General features: G+C 72.8%; 7 protein-coding genes. 2 read left to right on the top strand and 5 right to left on the bottom strand.

Annotated elements, in window-relative coordinates:
* On the top strand, positions 1-632 hold a 632-nt coding region (locus VJR25_RS01655; RefSeq protein WP_324111852.1), incomplete at its 5' end, for a LysR substrate-binding domain-containing protein.
* Between the two features lie 21 nt (positions 633-653).
* On the opposite strand, the gene VJR25_RS01650 is transcribed toward VJR25_RS01655, so the two are convergent.
* Genes VJR25_RS01650 through VJR25_RS01640 form a run of 3 tightly spaced genes read right to left on the bottom strand, consistent with a single transcriptional unit; the run spans position 654 to position 3,971 of the window.
* Positions 654-1,631 carry a zinc-binding dehydrogenase gene (locus VJR25_RS01650; RefSeq protein WP_324111850.1) on the bottom strand — a complete coding sequence of 326 codons (978 nt, stop codon included), beginning with the start codon at positions 1,629-1,631 and terminating at the stop codon, positions 654-656.
* 38 nt (positions 1,632-1,669) lie between these two features.
* Positions 1,670-2,692: a zinc-dependent alcohol dehydrogenase family protein gene (locus VJR25_RS01645; protein ID WP_324111849.1), complete on the bottom strand. Its 1,023-nt coding sequence runs from the start codon at positions 2,690-2,692 to the stop codon at positions 1,670-1,672.
* A gap of 46 nt (positions 2,693-2,738) precedes the next feature.
* Positions 2,739-3,971 carry an MFS transporter gene (locus VJR25_RS01640; RefSeq protein WP_324111847.1) on the bottom strand — a complete coding sequence of 411 codons (1,233 nt, stop codon included), beginning with the start codon at positions 3,969-3,971 and terminating at the stop codon, positions 2,739-2,741.
* Between the two features lie 138 nt (positions 3,972-4,109).
* Here VJR25_RS01640 and VJR25_RS01635 point away from each other — a divergent pair, with 138 nt between their 5' ends.
* Positions 4,110-5,027: a helix-turn-helix transcriptional regulator gene (locus VJR25_RS01635; RefSeq protein WP_324111844.1), complete on the top strand. Its 918-nt coding sequence runs from the start codon at positions 4,110-4,112 to the stop codon at positions 5,025-5,027.
* A 24-nt stretch (positions 5,028-5,051) separates the two neighbouring features.
* Here the strand turns inward: VJR25_RS01635 and VJR25_RS01630 are convergent, their stop codons facing one another.
* Entirely contained in the window at positions 5,052-5,663 is a 612-nt protein-coding gene (locus VJR25_RS01630) for a class F sortase (RefSeq protein ID WP_324111842.1), read from the bottom strand.
* 26 nt (positions 5,664-5,689) lie between these two features.
* Positions 5,690-6,001 (bottom strand): hypothetical protein (locus VJR25_RS01625; RefSeq protein ID WP_324111840.1); only part of this gene is annotated, 312 nt, incomplete at its 5' end.

The following is a 6,001-nucleotide window of genomic DNA, read 5'->3' as shown; positions in this document are numbered from 1 at the left end:
CCGAGCGCGACAGCACGGCGACCATCCACTTCCAGCACACGCTCGGACGCCGGGTCGTCCCCGCGCTCGTCCGCGCCGTGCTCGAGCGGCGCCCGCACACGAAGTTCGAGCTGCATCAGGGCTCGCGCGATCTGTGCGTGGAGGCGCTCGAGAGCGGGCGCACCGACGTGGCGCTCATGTCGCCGCCGCACGCCGACGGCGCCGGCATCCGCACCGTCGGCCTCTACGCGGAACCCCTCGTGCTCGCCGTGGCGCCCCAGCATCCGTTCGCGCAGCGCAGCCGGGTGCGGCTGCGCGAGCTCGACGGCCGGGTCATGCTGCAGATGGGCACGGCGTTCGGACTCCGCGCGCACGTCGACCACATCCTCAGTGAGGCGGGCGTCGTCCCCGAACGCGGATTCGAGGGCGAGGACGTGCAGACCGTGCGCGGCCTCGTCGCGGCGGGCCTCGGCATCGCCATCCTGCCGCCCGCGTCCCCGCCCACCGGCGACGTGCTCGAGATCCCGATCGCCGACCGGATCGCGAACCGTGAGATCGGCATCTCCTGGCGCACCGGTCGTCCGTCATCGAGCGCGGGCGCCGTCGTCATCGAGCTCGCCGCTCACCCCGAGGCGTGGCTCCCCGCCCGGTGAACCACTGTGCGCGCCCCGAGATCAGGGGCGCAGCAGCACCTTGCCGACGCGTCCGGGCGTGAGGCTCGCCTCCACGGCGGCCCGAACGTCCTCGAGCGGATGGATGCTGTCCACCGGCAGCGTGAGCCGGCCGCTGCCGATGAGCTCGAACAGCTCCCCGAACAGGGCGCGCCGCGTCTCCGGGGCCATGGCGGAGGACACTTTGCTGCCCCAGAACCCCTTCACGATCGCCTGCTTGAAGATGAGGTCGCCCGACGACAGCTCCATCCGGTCGGATGCCATCGCACCGAACGAGACCAGCGTGCCGCCCTCGGCCAGCAGGTGCAGCAGCTCGCCGGACGCCGTGCCGCCCACGGAATCCACCGCGGTGCGGATCGGCTGGTCGCCGACCAGTCGACGCACCCGCTCGGGCCAGTCATCGCCGACCGTGGCGACCACATCCGGGATGCCGGCGTCGGCGAGCGCGTCGACCTCATCCTCCCGGCGCACCAGCCCGATGACGCGGATGCCGCGACTCGCCGCGATCTGGGCGACGAGCCGCCCGACGGTGCCGTTCGCGGTGTTCTGCAGCATCACGTCTCCGGCGGAGACGCCCAGGAACTCCACCAGCGAGAGGGCGCTGAACGGCATGGAGATGAGCTGCGCGGCGACCTCGTCGGGGATGCCGTCGGGGACCGGGACGACCGCCCCGGCCTTCGCGATCACGTACTCCGCCCACACGCCGAACGTGCCGGCGGTGGCGACCCGGCGGCCCACCTCGATGCCCTCGACCTCGTCGCCGACCGCGTCGACGATCCCGACGGCCTCGGTGCCCGCCCGCGCCGGCAGCTCGGGTTTGTAGCCGTAGGTGCCGCGCACCGTCCACAGGTCGTGGTTGTGGATCGGCGAGAACAGCACCCGCAGGCGCACCTCGCGGGGTTCGGGCTCGGGCAGGGGCAGGTCTTCGACACCGAGCACCTCGGCCGGGTCACCGAATTCGTGATGGACGATCGCACGCACGGGCCGAGCCTACGCCGCCGTGCGCGCCCGCGCGGTGCTCACAGCGTGAGCATCACCTTGGTGGCACGGCGCTCGTCCATCGCGCGGTACCCCTCCGCGGCATCCTCGATGGGCAGCGTGAGGTCGAACACGACGCCCGGGTCGATCCGCCCGGTCATGATGAGCTCGACGAGCTCCGGCAGGAAGCGCCGCACGGGCGCCGGGCCGCCGAGCAGGCGCACCGTCGCGAAGAACAGGTCGAGCCCGTCGAGTTCCACGCCGTGGGAGACCCCGACGAACCCGACATGGCCGCCGGGGCGGGTCGCGCGGATCGCCTGCAGCATCGACTCCTGCGTGCCGACGGCTTCGACCGTCGAGTGCGCGCCGTAGCCGCCGGTGAGCTCCTTGATGCGCGCCACCCCCGCGTCGCCGCGTTCCTCGACCACGTCGGTCGCGCAGAACCGGCGGGCGAGGGCTTGCCGCTCGGGATGCCGCGACATGGCGATGACGCTTTCGGCGCCGAGCTGCTTCGCGGCGAGGATCGCCAGCAGCCCGACCGCGCCGTCCCCGACGACCGCGACGGTCTTTCCGGGGCCCGCGTCGGCCGCGACGGCGGCGAACCAGCCGGTGCCGAGCACGTCGGACGCGGCCAGCAGGCTCCGGACCTGCTCGGGGGTGGGCTCACCGGGGATGCGCACGAGCGTGCCGTCGGCGAGGGGGATGCGCGCGTATTCGGCCTGAGTTCCGATCGAGCCCATCATCACCTGGTGGATGCAGCGGGACTGGAATCCGGCGGCGCAGATCTCGCAGGTGTTGTCGGACGCGACGAACGACCCGACCACGAAGTCGCCGACGGCGTGGTCGCGGACGTCGGCGCCGATCTGCTCGATCACCCCGAGGTACTCGTGACCCATCCGGGTGGGCCCGTCGAGGTGCTCGTAGCCGCGGTAGGGCCACAGGTCCGACCCGCAGATGCAGGCCGCGGTGACGCGGATGATCGCATCGGTGGGGTCGATGATGACCGGGATGTCGACGTCGTCGACTCGGACGTCACCGGGGGCGTGCATGACGACAGCGCGCATGGCTGATTCCTGTCTTTCGTTTCTCGTGGATGGGCGGCGGATCCGGTCAGGCGTGCCGGAGCGCCCGGGTGCGGGCGCGCCGGCGCAGCACGGCCAGCGCGATGGTGGGGATGAGCGTGAGCGCCAGGATGCCTGTGCCGACCGCCGCAGGTCCGTGGACGCCGAGCGGGGTGGCGAGGGACGCGCCCGCGATCGGCGTCACGATCGCGGTGCCGGCGTTGAAAGCCGAGACCGCCAGCGCGGAGGCGAACGGGGCCGCCTTGCCCGCGTGCTGCACCACCAGATGGATGAGGACGCCGTTGGCCGAGAGCCCGAACAGGCCGAGGGCCAGCACCAGCCCGGCCATGACCCAGGGGGCGCCCGTGACGAGGCAGATGCCCAGCAGAAGGACGGTGGTCACCGCCGGGGTGAGGATCGTCACCAGACCCGGGTGCGCATCGCCGTACCGGCCGCCGAGCAGCGTGCCGATCAGCGAGCCCACGCCGAAGCCGGTGAGCACGAGCGGGACCAGCCCGGGACGGATGCCCGCCTGGTCGATCAGGGTCGGCGCGATGTACGAGTAGGCGGCCAGCACCCCGCCCGCCGTGGTCAGGCAGGCGAGCAGCGCAAGCCACAGCCGTCCCGACCGCAGTCCGCCGAGCACGTCGTGCACGGTGACCGGGCCGTGGCCGGGCCCGTCGTGCGGGACGAAGGCGGCGATCAGCGCGACGCCCAGCGCACCGGCGATCGCGAGCGCCCAGAACGTGCCGCGCCAGCCGACGAGCTGGGCGACGAACGCACCCGCCGGCACTCCGAGCACCGTGGCGAGCGCCCCGCCGGCGGACACGACCCCGATCGCCCGGGCACCGGAGCCGGGGCCCGCCGCCCGGGTCGCGACGATCGCGGAGACGGCCCAGAACGTTCCGGCGGCGAATGCGGTGAGCACGCGCGCGAAGACGAGCACCCGGAAATCAGCGCTGATCGCGACGACGACGTGCCCGGCGACGAAGACGGCCATCGCGATGATCAGTGCGGTCCGCTTGGGCAGGCGCATGGTGACCGCGGTCATCGACGGGGCTCCGACCACCATCCCGACCGCGAACCACGTGATCAGGCTGCCGGCCTGCGCCAGGGAGATGCGCAGATCCGCGGCGACGTCGGGAAGGATGCCGGCGATCACGAACTCGGTGGTGAGCATCAGGAACGTGCCCGAGGCGAGCACGAAGACGACGAACGGCAGCCGCGGCTTCCGCGCCGACGCACGATGCGCCGCGGCGACCGGGTCGAGGTGGGTGGTCATTCGGTCTCCTCTGCACGATCGGACGATGGGGGGTCGTCATCCATTCCACCGGGTGGCTCCCGCCCGCGGGAGATCGCGGTTATGGGGGTACAAGCTCTCCCCCCTCACGGCGATCGGCGCGGAGCTACCGTGGTCTTCATGAGCCCCTCCCCCGCGAACCGTGACGACATCCGGGATTTCCTCGTGTCCCGTCGTGGGCGCCTCACCCCGGAGCAGGTCGGCCTCCCGGCGGGCAGCCGCCGCCGCGTCCCGGGACTCCGCCGAGAAGAGGTGGCGGTGCTGTCCGGCGTGAGCACCGAGTGGTACACCCGCCTGGAGAAGGGCAACATCACCGGGGTGTCGGAGGAGGTGCTGGCGGCCGTCGCACGCGCCCTGAACCTGAACGACGACGAGCGCGCCTATCTCTTCGACCTCGCGAAGGCGGCTCGTCCCGCAGCGCGCGTCCCCGCCCGGCCGACGGAGACGGTCGTCCATGGGCCCGTGCAATGGCTGATCGATTCCATCACGATGTCCGCGGTGTTCCTGCGCAACGGCCGGCTCGACGTCATCGCGGCGAACGACCTCGGACGCGCCCTGCACGCCCCCGTGTTCGACGGGGCCGCGGTTGCGGGAACCGCTCCGAACCTCGCCCGGTTCCACTTCCTCGACCCGGCGGCGCGCGAATTCTTCGTCGACTGGGAGGGCGGCGCGGCCGCGACCGTCGCGCTCCTGCGCGCCGAGGCCGGCCGCAGACCGGACGACCGCGCGCTGCGCGAACTCATCGGGGAGCTCTCCACCCGCAGCCCGGACTTCTCCGCTCTGTGGGCGGCGCACGACGTGCGCACGCGGCACGAGGGCGTGAAGAGGCTGCGGCATCCCGTCGTCGGGTTCCTCGAGCTCACCTATCAGTCGGCCGAGCTGGCCAACCCGAACCGCGTCGCCCGTCACCTGAACCTCTACACCGCTGAACCCGGCACCCCGCACGAGGACCGACTGAGACTGCTCGCCAGCTGGGCGGCCACGCAGGAATCCGCTCCGGATGCTACCCAGCAGCCGGTCGTGCCCCCTTCCGAGTGAGCTCTGGTCGCCGAGGCCCTCGTCTCAGCCGTCGAGGCTCGCGAAGACGACCAGGTTGTCCACGGACGCCGTCTGGGCGGGGTTCTGCAGACAGGTGATGACGACGAGCCGCCCCGGGGTGTTCGCCCAGAGGGTGCGGTCGGACGGGACGTCCGTCTTGCCGATCGCCTTCCAGCCGGTGACCGTGTAGGTGCGGTCGGCGACCTGGATGCGCGCGCCGGTGCGAACCCGCGACGTGCCGGATGCCACGTCGATCAGGAAGTTGCCGGGGCCGACGGCGCCGCCCCGCAGCGAGTGCATCACCACGAAGACGGAGCCGTGCGCGGCGTCGGCGGGCGGGACCCCGAGATCGTGCACGAGATAGGCGGACGTGAAGTCCGGCGGGATGATCTCGTCGTCCACGACGTCGAGGGAGCCGAGCGGCACGTCGAGCCCGACCGACGGCACCGCGAAGCGCGAGCCGGTGTCCGGCACGATGTGCATGCGGCTCCTCATCTGCGCCGATGGGAGATCGCCCGGGTCGAACTGCACGGGGCGTCCGTTCAGGTCGACCGGGGCGCCTGCCGGGGAGGCCGGAGTCGAGATGACTCCGACCGCCCCGGCGACCAGGAGGACGGCGGCCGCGACCAGCGTCACGACCGTCCGTCCCCGATGCGGATGCCTCACCGGCGTGCGGTACCCGGTGCGTGCACCCGGCGCTGCCGCAGCCCGAAGACGGCGAGCACCAGAGCCAGCAGGACGAGTCCGGCGGGCACGGCCAGGCCGTCGCCGGGCCCGGCCGGCATCCCTCCGGTGTGCACCGACGGTCCGGCGAGGGGCGTGGTCACGAGGAAGCCCGCGGGCATCCCCGTGAATCCGCCCGAGCCGAGCCCGCCGACAGCGGCGCCGACGGCGGCGGCGGTTCCGGTGCCGCCGAAACCGCCGTTGCCGGTCGTGCCGCCGGTCGCCCCGGAGCCGGTCGCCCCGCCCGCGGC

The organism is Microbacterium sp. (assembly GCF_035277845.1).
Classification (GTDB): Bacteria; Actinomycetota; Actinomycetes; order Actinomycetales; family Microbacteriaceae; genus Microbacterium.
The sequence above is the reverse complement of the archived record's forward strand: the minus strand, read 5'-3'. Positions and strand labels throughout refer to the sequence as shown.